Source organism: Chengkuizengella sp. SCS-71B (assembly GCF_040100845.1).
Taxonomy (GTDB): domain Bacteria; phylum Bacillota; class Bacilli; order Paenibacillales; family KCTC-33759; genus Chengkuizengella.
Window position 1 is genome coordinate 497,349 of record NZ_JAZHSH010000001.1, and the last position, 22,433, is coordinate 519,781.

23 protein-coding genes are annotated in these 22,433 nt (G+C 33.1%); 11 read left to right on the forward strand and 12 right to left on the reverse strand.

Annotated elements, in window-relative coordinates; genetic code table 11:
- Positions 1–537 precede the first annotated feature (537 nt).
- From VQL36_RS02345 to VQL36_RS02360, 4 genes are all read right to left on the reverse strand, one after another.
- Positions 538–2,175, reverse strand: coding sequence for a M4 family metallopeptidase (locus VQL36_RS02345; RefSeq protein ID WP_349247771.1), 1,638 nt, complete (start codon positions 2,173–2,175; stop codon positions 538–540).
- A gap of 538 nt (positions 2,176–2,713) precedes the next feature.
- Positions 2,714–3,850 carry a Ger(x)C family spore germination protein gene (locus VQL36_RS02350; protein WP_349247772.1) on the reverse strand — a complete coding sequence of 379 codons (1,137 nt, stop codon included), beginning with the start codon at positions 3,848–3,850 and terminating at the stop codon, positions 2,714–2,716.
- Between the two features lie 42 nt (positions 3,851–3,892).
- On the reverse strand, positions 3,893–5,311 hold the full coding sequence (locus VQL36_RS02355; protein WP_349247773.1) for a spore germination protein: 1,419 nt from the start codon (positions 5,309–5,311) through the stop codon (positions 3,893–3,895).
- Positions 5,312–5,374: 63 nt separating this feature from the next.
- Positions 5,375–6,466, reverse strand: coding sequence for an endospore germination permease (locus VQL36_RS02360; RefSeq protein WP_349247774.1), 1,092 nt, complete (start codon positions 6,464–6,466; stop codon positions 5,375–5,377).
- Between the two features lie 195 nt (positions 6,467–6,661).
- On the opposite strand from VQL36_RS02360, the gene VQL36_RS02365 reads away from it, so the two are divergent.
- The 10 genes from VQL36_RS02365 (at position 6,662) to VQL36_RS02410 (ending at position 12,949) form a co-directional block, all read left to right on the forward strand.
- On the forward strand, positions 6,662–7,132 hold the full coding sequence (locus VQL36_RS02365) for a DsrE/DsrF/DrsH-like family protein (RefSeq protein ID WP_349247775.1): 471 nt from the start codon (positions 6,662–6,664) through the stop codon (positions 7,130–7,132).
- A gap of 55 nt (positions 7,133–7,187) precedes the next feature.
- Positions 7,188–7,496: a rhodanese-like domain-containing protein gene (locus tag VQL36_RS02370; protein ID WP_349247776.1), complete on the forward strand. Its 309-nt coding sequence runs from the start codon at positions 7,188–7,190 to the stop codon at positions 7,494–7,496.
- A gap of 72 nt (positions 7,497–7,568) precedes the next feature.
- Positions 7,569–8,141, forward strand: a complete 573-nt coding sequence (locus VQL36_RS02375; protein ID WP_349247777.1) for a sulfurtransferase TusA family protein — start codon at positions 7,569–7,571, stop codon at positions 8,139–8,141.
- 15 nt (positions 8,142–8,156) lie between these two features.
- Positions 8,157–8,393 (forward strand): glutaredoxin family protein, encoded by a 237-nt coding sequence (locus tag VQL36_RS02380; RefSeq protein ID WP_349247778.1) that lies wholly within the window; start codon positions 8,157–8,159, stop codon positions 8,391–8,393.
- Positions 8,394–8,441: 48 nt separating this feature from the next.
- Positions 8,442–8,837 carry a DsrE/DsrF/DrsH-like family protein gene (locus tag VQL36_RS02385; protein WP_349247779.1) on the forward strand — a complete coding sequence of 132 codons (396 nt, stop codon included), beginning with the start codon at positions 8,442–8,444 and terminating at the stop codon, positions 8,835–8,837.
- A gap of 41 nt (positions 8,838–8,878) precedes the next feature.
- Positions 8,879–10,012 (forward strand): MBL fold metallo-hydrolase, encoded by a 1,134-nt coding sequence (locus VQL36_RS02390; RefSeq protein ID WP_349247780.1) that lies wholly within the window; start codon positions 8,879–8,881, stop codon positions 10,010–10,012.
- A 24-nt stretch (positions 10,013–10,036) separates the two neighbouring features.
- Positions 10,037–10,264, forward strand: a complete 228-nt coding sequence (locus tag VQL36_RS02395) for a sulfurtransferase TusA family protein (RefSeq protein ID WP_349247781.1) — start codon at positions 10,037–10,039, stop codon at positions 10,262–10,264.
- A gap of 42 nt (positions 10,265–10,306) precedes the next feature.
- The gene (locus tag VQL36_RS02400; RefSeq protein WP_349247782.1) at positions 10,307–11,965 is read left to right on the forward strand and encodes a sulfate permease; all 1,659 of its coding nucleotides are present in this window, start codon (positions 10,307–10,309) and stop codon (positions 11,963–11,965) included.
- Between the two features lie 28 nt (positions 11,966–11,993).
- Positions 11,994–12,566: a carbonic anhydrase gene (locus tag VQL36_RS02405; RefSeq protein ID WP_349247783.1), complete on the forward strand. Its 573-nt coding sequence runs from the start codon at positions 11,994–11,996 to the stop codon at positions 12,564–12,566.
- A 122-nt stretch (positions 12,567–12,688) separates the two neighbouring features.
- Entirely contained in the window at positions 12,689–12,949 is a 261-nt protein-coding gene (locus VQL36_RS02410) for a metal-sensitive transcriptional regulator (protein ID WP_349247784.1), read from the forward strand.
- 108 nt (positions 12,950–13,057) lie between these two features.
- On the opposite strand, the gene VQL36_RS02415 is transcribed toward VQL36_RS02410, so the two are convergent.
- The 8 genes from VQL36_RS02415 to VQL36_RS02450 all read right to left on the reverse strand — a co-directional run bounded on the left by VQL36_RS02415 (position 13,058) and on the right by VQL36_RS02450 (position 21,847).
- The gene (locus VQL36_RS02415) at positions 13,058–13,474 is read right to left on the reverse strand and encodes a polymer-forming cytoskeletal protein (RefSeq protein ID WP_349247785.1); all 417 of its coding nucleotides are present in this window, start codon (positions 13,472–13,474) and stop codon (positions 13,058–13,060) included.
- A gap of 45 nt (positions 13,475–13,519) precedes the next feature.
- Positions 13,520–14,575 (reverse strand): M23 family metallopeptidase, encoded by a 1,056-nt coding sequence (locus tag VQL36_RS02420; protein ID WP_349247786.1) that lies wholly within the window; start codon positions 14,573–14,575, stop codon positions 13,520–13,522.
- Positions 14,576–14,702: 127 nt separating this feature from the next.
- Positions 14,703–16,025, reverse strand: coding sequence for an endospore germination permease (locus tag VQL36_RS02425; protein ID WP_349247787.1), 1,323 nt, complete (start codon positions 16,023–16,025; stop codon positions 14,703–14,705).
- 251 nt (positions 16,026–16,276) lie between these two features.
- Complete coding sequence (locus tag VQL36_RS02430) at positions 16,277–17,464, reverse strand: Ger(x)C family spore germination protein (RefSeq protein WP_349247788.1); 1,188 nt, start codon at positions 17,462–17,464, stop codon at positions 16,277–16,279.
- On the reverse strand, positions 17,457–19,064 hold the full coding sequence (locus tag VQL36_RS02435) for a spore germination protein (protein ID WP_349247789.1): 1,608 nt from the start codon (positions 19,062–19,064) through the stop codon (positions 17,457–17,459). Before VQL36_RS02435 ends, VQL36_RS02430 begins: the two co-directional genes overlap by 8 nt.
- 82 nt (positions 19,065–19,146) lie before the next feature.
- Positions 19,147–20,034 (reverse strand): non-homologous end-joining DNA ligase, encoded by an 888-nt coding sequence (ligD, locus tag VQL36_RS02440; protein WP_349247790.1) that lies wholly within the window; start codon positions 20,032–20,034, stop codon positions 19,147–19,149.
- Positions 20,035–20,052: 18 nt separating this feature from the next.
- Positions 20,053–20,991: a DNA ligase gene (locus VQL36_RS02445; protein ID WP_349247791.1), complete on the reverse strand. Its 939-nt coding sequence runs from the start codon at positions 20,989–20,991 to the stop codon at positions 20,053–20,055.
- A 19-nt stretch (positions 20,992–21,010) separates the two neighbouring features.
- Positions 21,011–21,847, reverse strand: a complete 837-nt coding sequence (locus VQL36_RS02450; protein WP_349251103.1) for a Ku protein — start codon at positions 21,845–21,847, stop codon at positions 21,011–21,013.
- A 366-nt stretch (positions 21,848–22,213) separates the two neighbouring features.
- Between VQL36_RS02450 and VQL36_RS02455 the strand changes: the two genes are divergently transcribed.
- Positions 22,214–22,414, forward strand: coding sequence for a hypothetical protein (locus tag VQL36_RS02455; protein WP_349251229.1), 201 nt, complete (start codon positions 22,214–22,216; stop codon positions 22,412–22,414).
- The last annotated feature ends 19 nt before the right edge of the window (positions 22,415–22,433 follow it).

The following is a 22,433-nucleotide window of genomic DNA, read 5'->3' on the forward strand; positions in this document are numbered from 1 at the left end:
CTGAAATGTTTTTCTAGTAGAGTGAATGAATAATGTAACAGTAATAAAATCTAGGTAGTTAAAATTCAATCTAATTATTTGATTCAAAGATGAGATTTAATGTAGAGATTATTTTCAGAAGTAGAAAAAGTAATATGTAAGGGAATAATTGTTGAATCGTGTCGTAAGTTATCAGATACTCACGCTAAATTATAAATAAAATACTTTAAACTGTCAATAATATATAACGATATTAAAATTTTAATCTTATGATTTTTAGCGGGGTTCACCTCAATAGGTGGTCTCTCCCTAATCAGATAGAGTAGAGTCTCCATCTGATTTCACGATGTTTAAGCATTCTTAAACGAGTTCACTAGTTTAGAACGAAGCTGGGACAAAACCCAATTAATGAATAAATCGCATGAAATCAATTTAATAATCCTTGATTTCATGCGATTTTATTTATGCGTATTATGCAAAAATCAGTTAGTTTTCAAATTATGTCCCAGCCTCGTTGAGTTAAAATACTTTTACTATATTAATCAATAAGGAAGAGTATTAGTTAATCCCAACAGCATTAAATGCTTGTTGTACAGATGTAACTTCTGAACTGTTCGATCCATACAATTCAGATGCAGATTGTTCTGCTGCAGAACGAAGCTGACTAAAAGTAGAAGATGCAGTTAAGTGTTGAGTTAGTGTTCTGTAGAAGATATCTCCCATTTTGTCTTTTCCAATACCATTTACAGATACACCAGAGTGGTTACCACCTTCACTTAATAAATAAGCTGCTTTATTGATAATACTACTATTGGTATGAACACCACCATAATCTGCTGTGGTATGTAAATAATCATCGTAGTGATCTGGTTTATTAAATAAAGTTGGATCGGCCATAGATCTTAAACCATTACTAGAAAGCGTAACGTCTTCACCCATTAACCAGTCAGGATCTAAGTCAGCCCAAAACTCAGCTAAAGCACCAAAAATGTCGGACATGGATTCATTTATTGCTCCCGACTCATCTTGATAAATAAGATCGGCAGTTCTATCCGTGATTGCATGTGTGATCTCGTGTGCAATGACATCAAATGCACCAGAGAAAGGTAGAGTATCTGCATCCCCATCCCCATATATCATTTGATTTAAAGGCTCACCTAACCAACCAGCGTTGCCCCAATTTTGTCCAAAGTGAACAGTAGATTTAATAGTAGAGCCCTGATTGTCAAAGCTATCACGATTAAACTCTTCTAAGAAGTAATCATAAACTAAACCAGCATAATAATGAGCATCAACTGCTGAGCCATCATTAAATATATTATCCGTATCACTGACTAGAGTTCCTGGTAGATAAAGTTGAATCAACCATATTGGATAAAAGAGAAGGTTTTGGTGAACATTTCCCCCATCATAAGTGAAAATGCCATTACCTCTCGTATTATCTTGTAAGTAATAGGTACTTCCTTGTCTGTCAATATTTAATGTTTTTTCATCTCCTAATACACCTGTACCTGTTCCTACTTCATCTGCTTTAAAAGATTGATCAAATTTATCTAAAATGTCACCTGTGGCAGCATCTACAAAATAATTCCAATCTCCTAATTCAGGATAGAAAAATTTAAAATTAATGTGATACGCATAGTTTGATTTGTCATTCTTTACATATATTACTTCCTCCGTAGTTGGGTCAATGGCATATTGTGGTGCTTCAGAGAAGGAGGAAATGAGATCATCTTCAGCAATTGAAAATGCTTCTTTTTTCTTTACCTTTTTATCCTGTTTTACCTTTTTATCTAATTCAGGAGCAACAGTTCCAGAAAAGGAAGTTAGTACGCCGGAATTATCAATATGAGCTGTAAAGGTTCTTCCGTAAACAGGCGTTCCTTTAAATTCTTGCTTTAATCTTAAATGGGTAAATCCTAAATCATCGACAAACTCATCAATGACAACAAAATCACTTTCAGCGGATTCAGCAAATTTGAAAACATCTTTTTTTCCATTTAAATATCCGAACAAAATATCCTTTGGTTTTTTATTGGATTTTTCTGTTAGTTTACCAGAAACAAATTCAGGCGTGGAAGTTTTCTCATTTTTATTAATTTTTTCAAATATATCAGGTTTTGCACTAGCTTGAGGTATGAAGATAGCTAGAACTAAACAGAGTGATAAACTAATAGCAAGGAATTTTTTTTTCATATACTAATCTCTCCTCTTTAAAGTTTCAATAGAGTTGAGTATTTGTATTGTAAAAACGCTTCACCTCGCTTTCTCATATAAATTACCGTTAACAATTCACATTACTTTTTCCCACAAAATGATTGCATATATTACAATTTATCTTATATGTTTTAAAGTTTAGTTGAATAATAGAATAAAAAGTAGAGTACAGAATATTAGGAGTTTTCAATTGATAGGATATAGTGGAATAATTATTAAATAAGGTTCATGTTAATTAGTTAAGATGAAGTATCCTAGTAAATGAGATGTAAATACAAAAAAAGTCGGTTTGTATTGTGAAAAAGGTTTCAGGAGTGGTAAAAGTAATATGTAAGGGAATAATTGAAAATGGTATATATTAACAAAATACTCATTTTAAAGTATAAATGATCGACAATAAATTGTCAATATTGATATATACTGCATAAAAATTCAAACAAAGTTCAAAAAACACCAAAATTAGACAAAATTCTGTTTGAAAATAGTCCAATTATATTTCACGTCTTTTTTTAAAAAATCAAGGTGTTAATTCTAAGATAGATGAACTTTTAATCAATAAATCAATATCGATTTTAAGGGATGATTCAGTTAAAGGGAGTTTATCTTTTCGTGTAATTTCCTTCCATTTTTTCAGGTCTTTCCGATATAAAGTTTCTGTTAAACGATATACATCTGCATCTAAATCTAATCCCCGTTTATATGTGGTTAAGATTTGCTTTTTTATTTCTTCTTTTGCTTTTTTTGTAAGTTGTTCCTGATTAATATTTTGAAATAATTCACCTACATATGCCTTTGTTTTTATTTTAATTAGAAATGTTACATTTTCATTTTTTGTTTCAGGTATAATATCCACTTTCAATTTATCAATGATAATGGATGCAATAGGTTTTTTGTTTTGATCTTCAATTAGGAGGTTATTATTGATAATATCGGGATGGAGCCACCGAAATCCATCTATTTCTGCTTCCCTTAATATTCCTTTAAATTCACTGCGTGTATAAAGGACACTTACACTATCAAATCTTAGGTGCTTATTTTCACTATCACCTAACAGTTGGATGTAAGGTATAGCAGAAGTATAACTGGGTTCATCCAATTCAATCAACATCTCTATTAAATTGATCGGTTTAATCAAAGAGCTTTGTTCATAATTGTTTTTAGGATCACCTAATCTTCCAAAAATAGGGGATAAGTTCATATCTTTAAAAGTACCTTCTTTTAAAATTTCATCTAAAGATTCTGCACTGGAACTATAAATCCATATGGTATATCTTGTCTTAGGATAGCGGATAAACTTCTCAATAACATCGTTCACCTTTCCTTTTTGTTTTAATAAATCCTCAGTAAAAATAATAGCAGATAAATGTCCCCAGAATACTTTTTCCGGCACGGTTTTATACAAATCAAATAATGCTTCTTCAATTGTTTTTCCAATGCCTTTTTTAACAGTAGGTACAAGCGATCCCCCTCCAGCTTCCTGTCCTTGTCCGCCTCGACCTCCGAAAATAACAAATTGTACATGAATTTCAAATAGGCCATCTTTTACATTCACACCTAATGCATGAGCATATAACATGCGATCAACCTCATCAGAATTCCAGCAGCCTGTCAGCAATATGATAATAGAAAGAATAAAGATTGTTTTTTTAAGCATCATTCTCATCCTAGTGATTTATTTCCACTTAAGTCATTAAAATTAGTTATTTTTCAAAGATTTCACATATGACTTTAAAAAATTACCAGTTTTTTTTGAAGTCATAGTTAAATAATTCACTCCATAGGGTCTTAAGTTGGCTAAATAAAGAATGGTAAGGAAAGAAGATATAAAGAATCCCCATATTCCTAAAATGGAAGAGACGAACAAAATAAAATATCTTACTACACTTATTGAACCAACTAATGATTGATTAATTAACGTATAAGTGGATACAACAGAAACTGCGATGATGACCATTGTAGTTGCATTGGTAATCCCAGCAGCGATTGCGGCATCACCGATAATTAGTCCCCCTACGACACTTAACGTTTGCCCTATTCCAACAGGCAACCTCATCCCAGCCTCTCTAAAAATTTCAAATAACATCAGCATAATAAATACTTCTAAAGCTGAAGGGAAAGGAACTCCACGTCTTGATTCAACAATGGTAGCAAGTAATGCAAACGGGATTTGATCATGATGAAAAGAGATTAAGGCAACCCAAAAACCAGGTAGAAATGTTGCCATTACAAATCCTAAGATCCTCATTGCTCTTTCAAATAAAGTAAAGATAGTGATCATCTCTTTATCCTCACCACTGTCTAATAAAAACATAAAATTTGCAGGACCTATGATTACCGTTGGCAATCCGTCAACGATGAGTACAAAACGTCCGTTCATCAAAGAATGAACTGTGAAATCAGGTCTGCCTGAATAGCTAAATAATGGGAATAAAGGGAATTTGATATCTCCAATTAACTGTTTTATTTGTTTTGTACTATATATGGCTTCAGCTTTAATATTTGATAATTTACCTTTTATTTTTTTAAGTACATGAGGATCAATTTTATCATCAATATAAAGCAGGCCTACTTTAGTTTTTGTTTTTTCGCCTACAGAATATTGATGATAGTGTAGACTATTTGAAGGTATTCTCTTTCGAATCAAGGCCGCATTTGTAGTAATATCTTCAATAAATCCATCTCTAGATCCTTTGATGGGTACATCAGTAGTAGAATCCTGAGGATCACGTTTAGGAAAGTCACGAGTATCGATAGTGTAGGCAGATAATAATTTTGGGAAGTAAATTAACACTTGTCCGGTTAAAACTTGTGCAATCATTTCCTTAGTATGTTCAACTTGATGTAATGTTGCTATTTTAAGCTCTTTATGAATGAATTCATTTGAAAAACTTTGATTTTCCATCAATTCAAAAAGTTTACGCAGCTCTGGAATAATTACTTTATTCAGTTTATCGTAATCATGAAGACCTTCACAATAAGTAAACATAACCTTGTAATCATTAGAATTGGACTGAAAATGTAAGATTTGATGTTTAACATCATAGCAGGATTGAAAAGCATCTTTTATTGTTTGCTCTTTAAAGTGATTATGATTATTTTTTTTGTTTGTGATCATCGTTGAATTTTTCCTTTTGATTATTTTGGTTAGAACACTTTTATATTTAAAATGATAGTTTCGTTAAGTTTTTTGTTTTATCTTATTTTGTACAAATATTAAGAATCCTAATAATATTGAAATGGTGAACATAAACCAAAATGAATAAGGTATAAAAAAACCATATAATAATCCAGCTAAAAAGGTGTCGCTAGTTGGTAATTGAACGAGAATGATCATCGTTGTAAATAAAATAAGTGTGATCCATACTTTATTTTTTTGCCTTTTTATATTTATCATTTCTGGGATGATATACATAAATAAGGAAATTCGAATAAAGGCACCTGCTAACCATTGATAAATAGACAAAAAATCTACATGTTCCACAAATCGCCCTAGGGTAACCATTCTCCATTGTTCAAATGCAGGAGCTCTCATTTTCTGTGCTTCTTCTGGACCAAAAATCGTAATCGATCCAATTAGAGGTCCGAGTGTAAGCATGATCAAAGTTAATCCCGTTAATATCACAGGGAGCAGTTTAATCTTTGAATGTACTTTGTGTTGTAAAAAAATTATGATAAACAGTTCAATAAGCCCTGATCCTGAAACTATCATGCCAATGAGTACTGGTTCCAAACCATGTTCTAAAATAGGAGTTAATAATGAATAATCTTTATATTGTGTATTTGAGAAAGAAACAAAAAAGCCTAAAGTAACCACAATGGGTAGCAAAATGATGTTCATATTTGTAATTGTTCTTAGACTAGTGATGACAGTAAAAAAACATAACAGTATAAAGGTGATCGTGAGCATAAACATGGGTGTCTCAGGCAAAAAGGTAAGGATTGTCCACCTAAGCGTAGCAATTAGTGTTGTTGTTGAAAGTAAAAATAAATGCAAGCAGATCATGAGAAATAAAATGAATGTTATTATTTTACCGAATTTTTCTTTTATAAATTCATAAAGTTTTTTTTGTTGTGTATGTTTTCTAATGTAAATAATAAGTAAAATCCATATTGGATAAATTGCGATGTTCATTACAGTAGATATCCAGGCATCTCGATGAGCTGTCGCCAATAAAACAGGGATAATTAAAACGTGATTAATTAATCCAGCGGAAGTAATCATTAAGAACATTAATTGAGTAGTTGATATTAGATCCCCATTTTTCCTCATTGGTTCATCCCCCTTATTAATTTTAGCTTCACTAGATTTCCTTAAAAAATATTTAATACTTCGCATAGTTGTTTTCTTAGTATGGGTGGTTTTTTATGGAAAAATTCAAAAATAATGTTGACGAAATGAGAAATTCATTTTACAATATAAATACCCATAGGGGTATAAGTATTTGAAGGGAGGTGAAAGTACTGGATGAAAAAAACAACAATTGTATTATTCAGTGGTGATTACGATAAAGCGATGGCTGCTTATATAATTGCAAATGGAGCGGCAGCTTATGACCATGAGGTTACCATTTTTCATACATTCTGGGGATTAAATGCTTTACGTAAAGAGGAAAACGTTCTAACCAAAAAGGGGTTCCTTGAAAAAATGTTTGGCAGCATGATGCCACGTGGTGTGGAAAAGATGGGATTATCTAAAATGAATTTTGCAGGAATGGGCCCTAAAATGATTAAAAGAGTCATGAAAAAACACAATGCTCTGCCTCCTGAACAATTGATACAAATGGCTCAAGAGCAAGGGATTAAGTTGGTAGCATGTACAATGACGATGGATTTATTAGGTTTGCAAAAAGAAGAATTGTTAGAAGGAATTGAATATGGTGGGGTTGCAGCATATTTAGCAGATGCGGAAAATGGAAATGTGAATTTATTTATTTAGCAAATGATGACATATAAAAAGAATAAGAACTTTATGGAGAATGGAGGGTTAGATTTTGAAAATCATTACACCTGAAGAATTAAAACAACTTCTTAATAAAAATAAGCAACTTCATATGATAGATGTGAGAGAAGTGGATGAGATCAAGGAAGGAATGATTGAAGGAGCTACACACATTCCATTAGGTTTGTTAGAATTCCGGCTTCATGAATTGGATAGATCTAGAGAATATATTATGATTTGTCGTTCCGGCAATCGAAGTGGCATTGCTACACAATATTTAAAAAGTCAAGGTTTTAAGGTGAAAAATATGATAGGCGGTATGTTGGAATGGACAGGGGAAGTCCAAAAAAATTTACGCTAATCAATACCCTACAGGGTATATGAGGTTTGTTAAATAAAAAAAGAGCTTTTGATAAATAGGGAGGTTTTGTCATTGACAAATATTCAAACAGATAAGGTATTAGATGCCAAAGGTTTAGCATGTCCGATGCCAATTGTAAAGACCAAAAAATCAATTAATGAATTGGAGCCTGGTCAAGTATTGGAAATTCAAGCCACAGATAAAGGATCAACCGCTGATCTAAAAGCTTGGTGTGCTAATGTAGGTCATCAATACATTGGAACAATCGAGAATGCAGAGATTATCCACCATTTTGTTAGAAAAGGTGGAGAAGAGATGGAGGAAATAAAATACCCCCATCTAATTGAAAACGACCAATTAGCAAAAAGACTGGAGAGTAACGAACAAGCGGTTATTTTAGATGTGAGAGAGCCTTCAGAATTCGCATTCAATCATATACCTGGTTCTATCTCTATTCCTTTTGGAGAGCTTGAGCAACGAATTAATAATTTAAATAAAGAAGCTGAGATGTATGTGATTTGTAGAACAGGAAATAGAAGTGACCTGGCAGCACAAAAATTATCACAATTAGGGTTTAAGAAAGTATTTAATGTTGTTCCAGGAATGTCTGAATGGAAAGGGAAAACAGAAAAGTTAATCGATTAATTGGGGGTGTTATTCATGGAAAATCAAATTACAGTATACACGACAAATACTTGTCCTTATTGTTTAATGTTGAAAAACTTTTTGAATGAACAAGGACTGCCTTTTAAAGAAATCAATTTAGAAAATGACGCTATTGAAGCTCAAAAACTGATCAATACTACAGGGCAGTTAGGCGTGCCCCAAGCAGAGGTTAATGGAGAATGGGTATTAGGATATGATCGAAAAAAGATATTGGATTTAATTCATAAATAATCACCTGAGCTATTTTAGAAAGTAAAAAAATTTTAGGAGGTTATCATCATGTCAAATAAAGTGGCAATCATTGCATCTAACGGTGGTTTATTTGAAGCATATAAAGTGTTTAATATTGCAACAGCATCTGCAGCGACAGACGCTGAAGTAGGAATATTCTTTACTTTTGAGGGTTTGAACTTAATTCATAAAGAAGGTAATCAGCAACTTCCTTTACCAGAAGGAAGAGAGCATTTTGAGGAAGGGTTTAAAGCAGCTGAAGTTCCATCTATTGATGAACTTATTGTAATGGCAAAAGAGTTAGGGGTGAAATTCATCGCTTGTCAAATGACGATGGATGTTATGAATGTAAAAAAAGAGGACTTAATATCAGGAATTGAAGTAGGAGGAGCAGTAACCTTTCTTGATTTTGCGAAAGATGCAAATGTAACTTTAACATTCTAATAAAACTCGCCGTATGCGAGTAAAAAAAGGGAGAGAATGAAATGAGTGTAACAGTGAAAACAGCTCAACAAATTTTTGATCAAGTATTAAACAAGGAACAATTGTTTATTTTAGATGTCCGTAATCATGATGATTTTAAAGATTGGAAAATTGAAGGAAAACAAATTAAACATTTAAATATTCCCTATTTTGAATTAATAGATGGGGTAGAAGAAATCATGGATAAAATTCCATCTGATAAAGAAATCATTGTTGTATGTGCTAAAGAAGGTTCATCTAAAATGGTAGCTGAGATGTTAAGTGAACAGGGATTAACAGCTTCTTATTTAAAAGGCGGAATGAAATCATGGAGTGAGTATCTCTACAAAAAAGAAGTATTTTCAGATGACAAGATGAAAGTGTACCAATTTGTTCGAGTCGGCAAAGGATGTTTATCTTATATGGTTGTCTCTGGTGGAGAGGCTTTAATCGTTGATCCTTCAAGATTTACTCATATTTATAAAAAGGCTGCAGAGGATGAGGGTGTGAAAATAACACATATTGTAGATTCCCATCTTCATGCGGATCATATTTCAGGTGGTCGTTTACTAGCAGAAGAAACAGGAGCTAACTATTATTTGATGAAAAGTGAAGGGGCAGTTTTTGATTTCAAAGCGCTAGAAAATTATAACAAAATTGACTTTGAGCATGTTTCATTAGAAGTCATTGCTGTCAAGACACCTGGACATACTCCAGGTAGTGTTTCATTCTTTGTCAATGAGAAAATATTATTTTCAGGAGATACCATCTTTGTTAGTGGTTTAGGCAGACCAGATTTAGGTGGAAAGGCTAGAGAATGGGCCAAAGATTTATATGATACGGTTTATAACAAAGTTTCACTAATCACAGACGATGTGATTGTTCTACCTTCTCATTATGCAGATTTTGAAGAGGAAGTGAATGTGGCTGGGTATATTGGTGAGTTATTAGGGGAGATTCGTAAGCAAAATGAAATTATGTCCAATCAGAGCGAAGAGGACTTTGTTGAACATGTAGCACAATCTGCAAGCTCAGAAACACCTCCAAACTTTGAGGAGATTATTGCAATAAATAGAGGCGAAGAAGAAGCGGAAGAAGAAAAACAGCAAGAGTTGGAAATAGGTCCAAATCGTTGTGCTGTCCACCATACTAATTAAATAAAAAAAGGAGAGATAAGAAATATGAATGTCACAAAAATTTTAGATGCTAAAGGTTTAGCGTGTCCGATGCCTATCGTAAAAACGAAAAAAATGATAGAAGAGTTACAATCAGGTGATATTTTAGAAATACATGCTACAGATAAAGGAGCTAAAAATGACTTAGCTGCTTGGATTAAATCAACTGGGCATGAATTGCTGGAGTCGTCTGAAGAAAACGGATTATTTAAATTTTGGATTAAAAAAGGGTAAATGGGATCGTGAAAGAAGGATGAGAAGAAGGGAGGGTGAAACATGTTAAAAAAGGTGATCCCAGCTATCGATTGGATTCAAAATTATAATAAGCATGATCTCAAAGGAGATGTATCCGCAGGTTTAATTGTTGCCATTATGTTGATACCTCAAGCGATGGCTTATGCTATGATTGCGGGTTTGCCTCCAGTTATTGGTTTATATGCCTCTACTATCCCACTTTTTATTTATGCAATTATGGGATCTTCAAAACAATTAGCAGTGGGGCCTGTTGCTATGGTTTCGCTTCTTGTTTTATCAGGTGTATCTGCTTTAGCTGAACCAGGTTCTGAAGAATATTTGTCCTATGTCTTTTTATTAATGTTTATGATTGGGATCATTCAGTTCGCTATGGGGATCTTTAAACTAGGTTTTATCGTTAATTTTTTATCCCATGCTGTAGTAAGTGGTTTTACATCCGCTGCGGCTTTAATTATTGGATTAAGTCAGCTAAAAAATTTATTAGGCATCAATTTGGATACAGGTGAAACGATATTTCATACTTTGCTTGAAGCAGCACAGAGAATCAGTGAAATCAATATGATTACCTTTTTAATTGGTATTGGCAGCATTCTCACGTTACTTTTTTTCAAGAAAAAACTGCCGCGATTTCCTGCACCATTAGTGGTTGTTTTGGTAAGTACCTTATTGGTATATTTTTTAAACTTAAAAGATTATGGAGTGAAAATTGTTGGGGAGGTTCCCAAAGGGATTCCGAGTTTTTCACTTCCTGCGTTTAATATGGATTCGATTATAGCATTACTTCCAATTGCATTAACGATTTCTTTTGTAGGTTTTATGGAATCTATAGCTGTTGCAAAAGCGATTGCTGCGAAAGAAAAATATAAAATTAATTCCAATCAGGAGTTAAACGGGCTGGGTTTAGCAAACATCGTCGGTTCCTTTTTCTCAGCTTACCCTGTAACAGGCGGTTTTTCCAGATCTGCAGTTAACTATCAAGCAGGAGCTAAAACAGGATTAGCCTCAATCATCACAGCTATACTCATTATTATCACATTATTATTTTTAACACCGTTGTTTTATTATTTACCAAATGCCGTTTTAGCAGCCATCATCATGGTAGCTGTGTTTGGTTTAATTGATATACGGGAAGCAAAGCATTTATTTAAGGTGAAAAAAATGGATGGGTTAACGCTGATCATAACATTCATTTTTACATTAATGTTAGGGATAGAAGAGGGAATATTAATCGGAGCTGCATTTTCTTTACTTGTTTTCATTTGGAGAAGTGCGTATCCACACATTGCTGAACTAGGTTATATTGAGAAGACAAAAATATTTCGAAATATTAAACGTTACCCTGAAGCGAAAACCTTTAAAGATACTTTGATTTTTAGAATTGATGCTTCGATTTATTTTGCAAATATGGGATTCATTGAAAAAAAATTTAATGATGAAATGTCAAAAAAAGCAAATATTAATCGAATCATATTAGATTTCAGTGCTGTAAATGATATTGATGCAGTTTCTATAGATGAGTTAGAAAAATTGATGGACAATTATAAAAGTGCCGGAGTTCAATTTCTCATTACAGGAATGAAAGGACCCATTAAAGATTTAGTTCAAAAAGCAGGTTGGTTTGAAAAATACGGAGAAAATATTAATCATCCATCACTACAACATGTTTTACAAATTGGGTGATGAAAGATAATAAGAAGGTGTATCAAATTTGAGTTCAAAAGAGACTGACATAACAAAACAAAATGAACAGTTTGTAACAGAAATATTGCAGCAAGATCCAGATTATTTTAACAAATTAGCAGAAGGTCAATCTCCAGAATATTTTGTATTGGCCTGCAGTGATTCCCGTGTTAGTCCTTCTGTTATAGCAAATATGCCTTTAGGGAATATGTTTGTTCATCGAAATGTAGCAAATCAAGTTGTAGAAGGTGATCATAGCTTCTCAGCAGGATTATATTATGCTTTAAAGCATTTAAAAGTGAAAAAAATATTGATTGAAGGTCATACTCATTGTGGAGGAATCCAAGCTGCATGTGAAATGAATCGACAGGAGAAACAAAAAGATGATGGATTCCAGTTATGGATTTCAGAAATTGAAAAGAACATTCCAAGTAAACATCAATGTGATTCTTTGACTTCATTTGAGTTATCCAAATTAAATGTGTTAAATCAAATCGAAAATGTAAAGAAACATCCTGTTTATATAAAGTATGGATCTAATGTTGAAATCATAGGGTTTGTATTTGATTTGTCTTCTGGTAAATTAGAAAAAATAACTTAATCCCCTGAAAGAACAATGTGTTGCAAATTGTTGAATCACTTTTCTAAATGTATGCCTTGTTTCATTCAGCTACTCATGATAGTATACCTTTACATGTATGAGCTATTGAAGGGGGTTTTAGAATGGAATATGGAGAAGATGTGAAAAGAAGATTAAAGCGCTTGGAAGGACAAGTTCGCGGCGTATTAAATATGATGGAAGAGGAGAAACCTTGTAAGGATGTGGTTAGTCAATTATCTGCAGTGAGAAGTGCTGCAGATAAGGCGATTGCTTATGTCGTAGCAGTAAATTTAGAGAACTGCATTTTAGAAGAACAAGAAAAAGGAAATGATACAAGTAAATTAGTAAAAGAAGCAGTTGATTTATTAGTAAAAAGTAGATAAGATGCAATTGGATTGATAAGGTGAACAAATATAAATTAGTAAGTTAAATAGTAAACGTCGACCAAACTTTTGGTCGACGGTTTACGTTTATAAATAACATACAAATAATCAGGCAGGTACATTTTTCTTCTGTTTTTTTTCTTTCATTTCCTTTTGAATTTCAGCTTTGCTCTGGTCAATGTTCATTTTGCTGGTGCCCTCAAACTCTCCCCCATCTTCAATAGCTAAGACAGATGTAGAGATATTACCATAGAGTTTACCTGTTGATGAAATTTGCAGTTTCTTTGTTTCTACATTTCCTTCAATTTTACCTACAACAGTTATGTTACGAGCAGTGATATTTGATATTGCTATACCACTTTCCCCGATGATGACATCACCTTCACAATGAATATCTCCTACGATTTTACCATCAATGCGAATGCTTGCTTCTGATTTAATATTCCCATCCAAAACAGACCCTTCACCAATTAATGTATCCGTTTTGTTTGGATCTATATTGTTCACTTTGGTACTTCTAAACAAAACACATCATCCCTTCTAATAATAGAAATCGAGTTATAATGAATGTTATTGAATAAAATCTAATGGATTTTGTCTTTCACCATTTTTAACTATTTCATAATGAAGATGGGGTCCAGTACTTCGTCCAGTTGAACCTACTAATCCAATCTTTTGCCCTTTTTTAACTTTTTGACCAGATTGAACTAATATTTTATTTAAATGCATATATCTAGTGATCACACCATTTGAATGATTGATGTTAATTTGATTTCCATAAACGCGGTCATAACCTGTATAACTAATGGACCCATCAGCTGCTGCAAAAACTGGATCATTATAGAAGGCTCCAATGTCTAAGCCAGTGTGGAAACTAAGCGCATTAGTAAACGGATCTCTTCTATAACCAAAAGTAGATGTGATTTTTTGATGATTTGTAGGCCAAATTGAAGGTGTAATATTTAAAAGCTGCTGATATTCTACAATATCTTGTTTTGAGTTAGATAAACTAACTAATAAGGTATCCACATTTTTATTTAATGCAATTAGATTTTCAGATGTATTTGTTGTAATCTCTTTTAGAGATTCATTATGTATAGGAACAAGATGTCCACCAGTTCCTATAAAGACTGATTTATTATTATTATGTAGGATAGAAACAGGAGCAGTTGCAACAGATTCCTTTTCCAATTTCGTATCAAATGGATTTAAGAGTGCTGTGGTATCTGCACCCGTAATTTTTTTTATGTCATTTTCTAATTTCTCTAGTTCATTTAGTTTTAATTTTATTTCCTGTGTTTGTTCTGATAAACTAATTAAATTATTTTGTAAATGTTCTATGGTATCATCTTTACTTTCAATCGTTTGATTTTTTTGAACAACCATATCGTCATATTTTGTTTCACTTTCCTCTAAAGATATATGTAACCGATCATACTTTATCAAAGCATGCTGGTGAAGTGTGAAAAGCACGAAGATAGCTAGGATTAGCATACCTAAGAGAAAGGGGAGACTATATAAAATGAAATCCTTCACCCTAAATTGAATGGATGTACGACCAGAGTCTTCTAAAATAATGAAGGTGAACTTCTTCTTTTTCCACTTAAATTTAGTTTGTTTTTCCATATGTAACTCCTTTATGCTTCCTTTAAATGGTCATTTGTAAGTTTTTCTCACATGAAAAATATTTCTGTCATTTATTATTCTACATAAGCATCGAAAAACCTGCTTTTAGATCTAAAATTAATTAAAATTATGTTTTATTTTGTCTTAATTTGTTGCATTTTATCATTTCCATGAATGAAGTGAGCAATGCACCAGTCAAACATAATGCGAAACCAATCCCAGCAATAAATCCACAAATCGCATAATTTCCCCCAAACAATATCCCAAATACGATAAAAAGTAGACAGGAGAAGAGAAGCAAGTTTGTAGACCAGCGCCAATTTCGAGCATACTTATGCTCTTTTTTAACGATATTGGATTGTTTCTTTTTAAACTTCTTTCTTCTAGAAAAAACCAACATTATGATTAAAATAGGAACTTGAAGAACTAAGGTGATTACAACGCTGCTGTAACTTGAAAAGATGTACAGATCTGTAATATTTGTAAAAGATAAAACAGCTAACATAAAGATGAACCATCCAACAGTTGTAGAATAGATTCGATAGTCTTTTCGATTAGTATAACTGCTTAGTCCAATTAAACCTGCGATAAACATAAAGATCATATTTAACATAAATGAAAAAGTATACGCTGTAACCATAATAATTTCTAAACGTTCCAAAAAATCTGTAAAATGAATTTGTTCTGCTAATAAATAAATAGGATACATCGCTTTACTTCCTATATTGGGACCCAATACAGCAATTGTTAGAACCATAACTAGTGTAAGTAAATAAGTAGCGTTGATTAAACCAAATCTAATAGCGCTATGAATCTGCCTCGGAACAGAAAGTGCATGTAAAAAAGCGCCTAGAATAAAAATGTCTCCAAACCAGCCTATATTTAATGTGTTTGATTTTATAAAACCATCTACTCCTTTTGCTAAAATAGGAAATAATCTTTCAAGTTGAATTTCTCCTATTAACATGAGTGGCATTGAGAAGACTATGCTAATAAATAATAAAAAAGTTAATTCATTTACACGTGCGCTTACTTCGTAGCTCATTTTACCATAATAGATAAACATGAGAATTACAATGATACCAATAATGTAAATAGGAGTTAAAATTAAAATAGAGCTATCCATAAATGCTGTAAGAATAGTAGCATTACGCATCAAAGAAACCCAAATGTAAATGAGAATAATGAAGTTGATAATTCCCCCCATTATTTTGCCTAAAATTTGATGTGAAATCTCAAAAATATTTTTTTCAGGGAATCTTTTTGACAATTGGTAAAATGTGAATGTAATGAACAATGCATAAAAAAGTGGTATTGTATATGCAATCCAACCATTATGACCTGCTACATATAGCGCTTCTCTTGGGAAAAAAGTCTCGCTGCTAGTAAAAATAATGACGGTTGTAAGCCATGATAATTGTAAAGGGCTAATAATTTGTCTTTGATCCATCTGTTCACATACTCCTTAGCTTTCAGAATGAACCCATTTATGAATCCACGGTGAAACATGATTGATAAAAAAATCGATAGGCATCGGAATGTCAGTTGTAAACAAATATCTCATGACCATAAAGCTTAGAATTAGCAAATTTAAACTCAATAAAATGATTTTTTCAGACCGTTTTATTGATTTGATAAACTTTAGATCAAAAGATATTGTTAATAAATATAATAGAAATAAGCTGATTTGTATTGCACTATTCATTTAGCCTCTTCCGCCCTAACTCTATTAGTAATGTTTTCTGATACTAAACCTGCATCTGTAATATTAGCATTAACTTGGATTGAAAATTTGGCTTTTGCTAATTCTTCATACCAATTTTTCTCATATTTTTCACGCCATTGTTTAGGGTAGTAGTTTTGTACTAATAAACCTAATTGAGCTGAATCACCCTTGTTCTCTTGTATAACTTTGATAGCATTATTGATTGCTCCAACGATGTGATCTTCAAGATTTTTACTAAGTACTTCTTGTGATGCTTTATTCGTAATATCAGATCTAGTAAAGTCTTCAATTAAATTTGCATTGATTTCAATATCTATTGCATATTCGATATGATCATCATAAAGCTTAGGTTTGATTTTTACGTTCCCATTTTTAACATTAACGGATGCATACTTATTATCTTTGATTTTTAGTATTGTAGTATAAGGACTTATTTCATCTTTTAGCCACATTAAACCATGTGCCTCTTCACCTTCGAACGTTCCGACCATTTTATCATCTTGAAATTGTGCATAGCCCACATAATCAATTTCTTCTGATGGATCGTTAGAAAGCTGTGATTTCTTTACTGCCATATAGGCCAGGATCGTATCACTACCTATAGGGCTCATTGCTTGTGCTGCTTGCCTCATATTTACTTTAATTACACCTTTGGATTCCGCTAAATATAACATGTTTTCTCCAGAGAATCGTTCAAACTGTGGTTCAGCCTTTAATAGATCATAAGCTTTTCCTTTGGCAACAATAATATATGCAGAAAGTCGATTGCTGGCTGTACGTGCTGTTGTATCAAACATATCTCTAATTCCATTTCTAGCAAGTTCTTCACTTACGATTAATACTCGTCGATGGGAAAATGTGATTTGTTGTGACATTCTTGCTTGCATTTTAGATACTGCTTCTCGAAGTGTCTTTCCAATATCTGAATCAATATAAGCAATATTATCTTCAGTTCCACCCCCAGCTCCTGAGGTTTGAGATCCTTCCATTTTACCAGGCAATGCATATTGTACGGTTGTACGATAAACATGATCCTCCTCTAGATCAACGGCAGTAGCTAGGGCAACGGCTATATCATTTAGCTCGATGCGATCCCAACATCCGGTAAGCAGTAAACATTCAATTAAGAGAGAATAAATGAGAATCTGTATTCTTTTATTCACCTTGATCCCCTACTTCCTCTGCATTTTTATTTTTGATGCCGCCATCTTTTTCAACGTTTTTTTTCACTTGAGTACCCATCCGCTTTTTATCTTGGACTTGTATAAATTGAGGACGTTCAGTCATAAAAGGCCACGGAGCAGCGATTACCGTATCTTTTAAATCTTTTACTCTTAAAGGTGCCAATGGGGTTAAATACGGTATACCAAAGGATTTTAAATTTCCTAAATGCCCTAATAACAGCAGTAGACTCATGAAGATTCCAAAAATACCAAATAAAGAAGCTGCAAACATAATTGGAAATCGTAATAAACGTATGGCTATACCTGTGTTAAAAGTAGGGATAGTAAAGGATGCAATCCCAGTTACAGATACAACGATAACCATAGGGGCTGAGACTATACCTGCTTCTACAGCAGCTTGACCAACAACCAATGCACCCAAAATACTTACAGCCTGACCGATGGTTTTGGGTAATCGAACACTGGCTTCTCTTAATGCCTCAAATGTGACCTCCATAATTAAAGCTTCTACAATCGCTGGAAACGGAATAGCTTCATGTGCTGCTATAATACTTAGCAACAAAGTAGTTGGTATTATATCTTGATGATAGGTTGAAAAGGCGATATAAAATGCTGGTGTTGTCAGCGCAAGAAATAGGAATAAAAAACGAAGCCAGCGAATGGCTGTAGCTACTATAAATCTTTCATAATAATCCTCGCTTGCTTGGAGTAAATTCAAAAATATGGTTGGTGCAATTAAAACATTAGGTGTACCATCCACGATAATAGCAAATTTTCCTTGTAATAAAGCAGCTGCGACCGTATCTGGCCTTTCTGAATATCTAAATTGTGGAAAGGGTGAATATATATGATCTTGGATTTGTTCCTCAATATATCCACTTTCAAGAACACCATCCATATCGATCATGTTTAATCTTCGATCTACTTCCTTAATCAGATTAGGATCTATAATGTTATCGATATAAACTAGAGAAACATCAGTGCAGCTATATTTCCCTATTTGATAAGCTTTTGTTTTTAAATGCGGTGTTTTTAACTTTCTTCGAATCATCGAAGTATTCACACGAATATTTTCAATAAATCCTTCTCTAGGGCCACGAATGGCTGATTCCGTTTCTGGCTCAGAAATCGTACGTGTTTTAAAACCTCGCATGCTCACTAACAGAGATTCAGTATTTTTATCGATAATAATGCCTAAATCCCCATTTAATACACTTAACATGAAATCAGCAAAATTGTTTTTTTCTTTTACTTCTGCAAATGGGATTATGGATTCTTTGATTTGTAAAATGTCAGATATCTCAACTTTGCTTTTCATCATTGATTTCATAGCTTCTGTCATTAAATCGTTATCTATCATCCCATCTACAGAGATGGCGAGGCCATCAATTTTATCATTATCAACTCCATTTCCGATTTGAAACGGTTTGATGATGACATCAGAACAATCTTTGAAATATTCTTCAAGCATTTTTTTATTCGTTTCAAGTTCTGGTGAGATAAATACACCTTTTAATTGTTCAAGGAATGAATAATCTAAATAAGATTTCTCTTGCTTTTTTTTATTAGAAAGAATCATACTAACTTCCCCCAATTTTGCCAAATCTGTAGTAAGTTACGGGTTATGAAAGTATTTTCTCCAAATATCACTACAATATGTATTAGTTGGATAAGTGAGCTAATAAATGGTCTAGCTGTTGTGGTTTAACCTTTTGTATGAGGTCTCCTTCTTTTTTTAAACGGTTCTCGATATTTAAAAGATTAAAATCAGATGGAATTAGATTTTTATTGATTTCATGCCAATAAAGAGGGGTAGATACGGGGGCATGTGCTCGGGCTCTTGGTGTATAGGGAGCGGCTAATGTTTTTCCTTGCCAATGCTGTAAATAATCAATATAGATGAGTTGTTTTCGATTTCTTTTGAGCCTTTCGATGGTAAATAAGTCTGGATGTTTTTGCACTAAGTATTCACTAATAAACTGTCCAATTTTTCTTAACTGATCAAAGCTATACTTTTGTTCAATAGGGATTACGATTTGAATCCCAGTTGCTCCAGAAGTTTTGGGTACAGATTGAATATGCAGTTTATCGAGAAGCTCCCCTATAAAAAGAACAGCGTCTACTAATCTAGGTTCTTTTTCTATAGAAGGATCGATGTCTATAACCCATTCGGCGGGTAAGGATTGACTAATGTAATGAAAGGAGGGATGAAATTCTAGGCAAGCTAAATTACCTAGCCATAATAAAGTAGCTACATTATCCAAGTTCACATAATGAATGTTATGTAAGTAAGCAGTATTCACAAAATCAGGGGTTGGTTCTGGACAGTTTTTTTGATAAAAGAAAGTCTTGTCATTATAACCGTGCGGAAATCTGATCGTTGTTAAATATCTGTTTTTACAATATGTAAGGAGGAATGGCGCAAGCATTACTAACTTATGTAAATACTCGATTTTGGAAATGTTAGGCCATAAGGGTTTACTTGGATTTGAAATAAGTATCTCATGCCCTTCTACCATCAAAGGTACTTTTTCTGTTACATTAGACATGAATTTACCTCCATAAAATTAATACAAATGGTTGACATCAATGTACTCAATTTGAGGGTGGCGTAATACTCCATAGGATGTAATTTCTAATCCTTTGACTTTACATGGAAAAGGTTTTTTCAGCCATATTATATGATCACCTTGTAAATCCATAGGTAAAGGAACGAATGAGGGTTCATTTGACTGATGCACTTTTGAATATAGTAATAGAGCTTCTTTCCATTGTTGATTTAATCCCGAAGAAACCTTCCCAAAATAGTATCCCTCTCGTAACATGATTAAACTTGAAAGCAACCTTCCTTTCGTTGTGATGGCTACAATTTCAACGTCAAAGGATAAGATCGTTTTTTTCTTAAACCAGTCATTATGTTTTTTCCCTTCATGATAGGAACTGCCTAATCTTTTACTGACGATACCTTCCCATTGATGCGTATTAACCCAATCCCATAATACTTGACCATCATAAAATAAATCAGTAACAAAAAGGGAGGGAGTGGTTTCATTGAAAAGTGTTTTTAGCTTTTGATAACGTTCGCTGTAAGGTTTTTTTCTCCAATCTACATCGTCCAGATAGAGCAGATCAAAAAGAACATAAGAAACAGGGTATTTATTTTGTACAATGTCACTTTTGTTTTTTTCTCTTTGTAGTACTTTTTGAAAATTAGGTTTTTGAGTCTCTTGATCAAAAACGATCACTTCACCATCTAATATCATTGACCCCTTCAATTTAGACGGAAGAATGGATTGATAAACGGGATTGCTAAAGAGTTCCACAATTTCTGGGTACGTATCATTTTTAAGCAATAATTTTTTAGAGTAAAGATTTACTTTTCCATTCTGAATGAAAGTTAAAATTCTAACTCCATCCCATTTGAGCTGGTAACCCCATTCATCTCCTTCAGGAATGTGTTCATTTAAGATAGGTGACATTGGTTTTTTTGGAAGCTGTAATGTCATTGAGCTTTCCCTTCATTTGTTATGATACAGTTTCTGTTTTCTTTGTTTTTGCTTTTTTAGCTGGTTTTTTACTTGGTTGCTGCTCGCCTGTGTCCATCGCATTTAAGCTAGCTTGTAGAGCTGTCATCAGATCAATGACGTCAGCAGTTTGCTGTTTCGGTGCAATTTTGATCTCTTCTCCAGAAACTTTACTTTCAATTAACTCTAATAACTGACCTCTGTAATCATCATGATATTTCTCAGGTTCAAAAGGTTTGGTTAATTGTTCAATTAGCATTTTGGCCATAGATAACTCGTTTTCTTTGACGTTTACTTTTTCCGGAAGATTAGGAATTTTTTCAACAGCTCGAATTTCATCAGGATAATAGATTGTTTCCAGCGTGATGCATTTGTCTATAACCCTTAGAGCTGCAAGGCTGCTTTTAGAACGAATAGATATTTTAGCAATTCCTATTTTCCCACTTTCCTTCATCGCTTCTAACAACAGAGAATACGCATTTGCTCCCGTTTCTCCTGGTGATAAATAATACGTTTTTTGAAAATAAATTGGATCGATTTCCTCTAATTGTACAAAATCAAGAATCTGTATTTCTTTTGTTGTTTCAGAATCAAGCTGCTCTAGCTCTTCTTTTTCAAAAAGAACAAACTTTCCTTTTTCATATTCGTATCCTTTTGTTATTGACTCCCATTCTACTTCTTCATCACAATGCTTACATTTTCGTACATAACTGAGAGGGGTCCCACAGTCTTTGTGAATATATCTCATGGATATACTTTTATCTTCCGTAGCTGAGAACATTTTAACCGGTACATGTACAAGTCCGAAGCTAATGGCTCCTTTCCACATCGTATGCATATAAAACATTCCTCCTTTTACTATTATTGTTAACTTCATTTCTAGAAATCTTTCACCAAAAATATTTTGCGTACAGACGTCCACCTATATAGGTGGTATCTTCAAATCAGGTGGAGTAGAGTCTCCATCTGATTTCTCGATGTTTAAGCTTTGCTTAAACAAGTTCACTATCAGTGAGTATTCATCAATCTTTTATTCATTATTTACATAGCTAAACAAAATTAACCATATCGTGTTGTATGTAATGTAATGATAAAAATAATGGGGAGTGGGTATCATTTAAACAAGGGATTGCTTGAAAAAATATATCGTATATAACGAATGGGCATCCCATTCATTTCATTTAATAAAAGGAGGTAAATTATTTTGACTAAAAAAAACCAAACTGAAGTTAATGAAGGACAAAATGAAGGAAGAGAAAGTCATTTTATGGATATTGATCGTATGGTGAATGAAGGGTTAGGAGGCGGCCAAGTAACCCAACAAAATGGACTCATCGATGAATCAACAACGGATACAATGGATGATGAGAAGAATGATATTAAAGAAAAATCTTTCGGTGAATAAGGGAATTTGTGGTAAGAAA